The sequence below is a fragment of the Roseicyclus sp. genome (assembly GCF_052168335.1).
Taxonomy (GTDB): Bacteria; Pseudomonadota; Alphaproteobacteria; order Rhodobacterales; family Rhodobacteraceae; genus Roseibacterium.
Map to the genome: position 1 here is coordinate 1 of NZ_JBQLZP010000301.1, position 2,410 is coordinate 2,410.

Genomic DNA, 2,410 nt, shown 5'->3' on the forward strand with positions numbered 1-2,410 from the left:
GACTGGGCAGGCCTCCGCCCGCTGGTCTGGGTCACGCTGGTCTACGTGGCGCTCATCGCGAGCTCCACGACGGTGTTCCTGGTGCAGTACGCCTCGATGCGGCTGCCCTCGTCGAAGGTCATGGCCTACACCTATCTCACGCCGTCCTGGGTGCTGATCTGGGAGCTGGCGCTGGGCCAGCCCGTGCCGCCGGCGCTGGTGCTGCTGGGCGTGGCGCTGAGTATCGCGGCACTCGCGCTCCTGCTCAGGGAGTGACGGATCGGGGCGTGAGGGCTCAGTCCCAGCCTTCGACCGTGGCGCGCACCTGCTCGGCCGACCACAGCCCGAGGGAGCGGATGCGCTTGGCCTTCTCGGCCGGGTCCTCGACCGTCGCGCTCGTGTCCTCCTCGATGTGGTTTTCCACCGGCTCGGGGAAGCCGAAGGGGGCCGCGCAGGGGTTGAAGCGCCGGAAGCCGCCGTTGTTGGCGAGCTTGAGGTTGACGAGGTTGTAGTGCCGCGTCGTCAGGAGCCACGGAATGCCGCTGGCCACGAAGTTGCGGAAGAACGCCTTCCGGTAGCGATCCTTCAGATGCATCATGCAGTCGCGGCACAGCATCAGGTCCGCCCGGGGCAGCGGCGTCTTCGTCACGTCCATGAGCTCGAACCGGACGCCCTCGCGCGCGTGCCGCTGCGTGTTCGCCTCGATGATGGAGCTGGCGACGTCGCCGCCGATATAGGAGACGCCCGACAGGTCGGTGTGCTGCATCCAGTGGAAATCGCCGCAGGGCGCGTCGAGGAACACCCGGACGCCGAGGCGCCGGAAGAGGTCGGGCAGAAGCGCCCGCACCACCTCCGTGGCTTCGAGGGTCGAGCCCTTTCCGGACCGGGTCTCGAGGCGGCCATCCTCGGACCAGTCCTTGCCGTCGAACGCCCGTATCATGTCCTGTCGCATGTGCCCGACCTGCCCGATGGTCCCACGTTCGGGCAAGCATGTCGCCGCGCGCGCGGGGTCGCAACGGCGGAGCGGCCGCCGCGCGTCCTGCCGGGACCGGGCTGTTGCCCTGCGGACTCAGCCGGGCGGGGCGGTTGCCAGGCCGTCCCGTGCGTCGTCGTCGCCAAGACCGGCGAACTCGCGGGCGAGGAAGGCCTCGAACGCGTCGAGGTTGACCGGCTCGAACTGGCCGAAGCCCTGCATCCAGACGGAGGCGGCCTTCAGCGCGTCGGGCTCGAGCTTGCACCACTTCACGCGGCCACGCTTCTCCTGGCTGATGAGGCCCGCGGCGGCGAGGATGACGAGGTGCTTGGAGATCGCGGCCAGCGACATCTCGAAGGGCTCGGCCACGTCCGTGACCGCCATGTCGTCCTCGAGCAGCATGGTCAGGATCGCCCGCCGCGTGGGATCGGCGAGGGCGGCGAAGACGGCGTCGAGCGGGGTCTCGCGGGACGGAAACATGCCGCCCGATATGCCACGGGGCGCCGGATCGTCAACCGGACGGTTGAATATGGGTGTCGCGCGGAATCCGTGCCAGGCCGCCCGTCCGGCGGGGTGTCGCGTTTGTCGCATCGGGGCAAGTCAAAAGGATAACAAAGGGTTAAGCCGCTGCCGCGCCGCGGCGATCCGCGTTGACTCCGGCGGACCACCCGCCTAGCTTCCCGCCGACTTCGATGGGGACCCCCGAACGGTGGCCGACGAACCCGAAAGCGACCGCCTCAAGGCGCTGGAGGAACGGCTGGAAAGGGCGCGCAGACGCGCCGAGCCGGAACGGGCCCACATGGAAGAGCACTACTCGCAGGCGCAGCTTGCCTGGCGGATGGTGATCGAGCTGGTGGCGGGTCTCGGCATCGGCTTCGGCATCGGCTTCGGGCTCGACGCGGTCCTCGGAACGCGGCCCTGGCTGATGGTGATCTTCACGCTGCTCGGCTTCGTGGCCGGCGTGAAGACGATGATCCGCTCGGCGCAGGAAGTGCAGCGGAAGCAGATCGAGGCGGCCGGGAAGGCCGCGGGCGACGAAAAGGGGTAACGGCGTGGCGACCGAAAGCACAAATACGCAGGGCAAGTCCGGCTCCGGCCGCATCGTCTTTTTCGTGCTGATCGCGGTCGCGGCGCTGCTCTTCGTGCTCGGCCTCGTGGACGAGTACACGATGGACGGCCCGAACATCCACCCGATGGACCAGTTCATCGTCGAGCCGCTCTTCGGCGACGGCCCGGTGCGCTGGTACACGCCCACGAACGTGACGCTCTGGATGGGCCTCTCCATCGCGGCGATCGCGGCGCTGATGGTGATGGGCACGGGCGGCCGCGCCGTCATCCCCTCGCGCAGCCAGTCCATGGCGGAACTCGCCTACGGCTTCGTGCGCAAGATGGTCGAGGACGTGGCGGGCAAGGACGCGCTGCCGTAGTTCCCCTACATCTTCACGCTCTTCCTGTTCA

Annotated in this window: 3 protein-coding genes and 2 pseudogenes; 3 read left to right on the forward strand and 2 right to left on the reverse strand. The window is 68.7% G+C overall.

The window, feature by feature from the left end; genetic code table 11:
- A pseudogene (locus tag ACTS11_RS09325) lies at positions 1-255 on the forward strand (EamA family transporter); the annotation flags it as partial.
- Between the two features lie 19 nt (positions 256-274).
- Here ACTS11_RS09325 and ACTS11_RS09330 read toward each other — a convergent pair.
- Together ACTS11_RS09330 and ACTS11_RS09335 are read right to left on the reverse strand one after the other, a co-directional pair.
- Complete coding sequence (locus ACTS11_RS09330; RefSeq protein WP_442640049.1) at positions 275-919, reverse strand: class I SAM-dependent methyltransferase; 645 nt, start codon at positions 917-919, stop codon at positions 275-277.
- 129 nt (positions 920-1,048) lie between these two features.
- Positions 1,049-1,432 carry an ArsR/SmtB family transcription factor gene (locus ACTS11_RS09335; RefSeq protein WP_442640050.1) on the reverse strand — a complete coding sequence of 128 codons (384 nt, stop codon included), beginning with the start codon at positions 1,430-1,432 and terminating at the stop codon, positions 1,049-1,051.
- Positions 1,433-1,661: 229 nt separating this feature from the next.
- On the opposite strand from ACTS11_RS09335, the gene ACTS11_RS09340 reads away from it, so the two are divergent.
- Together ACTS11_RS09340 and ACTS11_RS09345 are read left to right on the forward strand one after the other, a co-directional pair.
- Complete coding sequence (locus ACTS11_RS09340; RefSeq protein WP_442640051.1) at positions 1,662-2,000, forward strand: AtpZ/AtpI family protein; 339 nt, start codon at positions 1,662-1,664, stop codon at positions 1,998-2,000.
- Between the two features lie 121 nt (positions 2,001-2,121).
- Positions 2,122-2,376: pseudogene (locus ACTS11_RS09345) on the forward strand (F0F1 ATP synthase subunit A); the annotation flags it as partial.
- Positions 2,377-2,410: the final 34 nt, after the last annotated feature.

Bases quoted from the DNA above. Each gene is read 5' to 3' on its own strand.
- ACTS11_RS09330 (WP_442640049.1), bottom strand. From the start codon at position 919: ATGATACGGGCGTTCGACGGCAAGGACTGGTCCGAGGATGGCCGCCTC.
- ACTS11_RS09335 (WP_442640050.1), bottom strand. From the start codon at position 1,432: ATGTTTCCGTCCCGCGAGACCCCGCTCGACGCCGTCTTCGCCGCCCTC.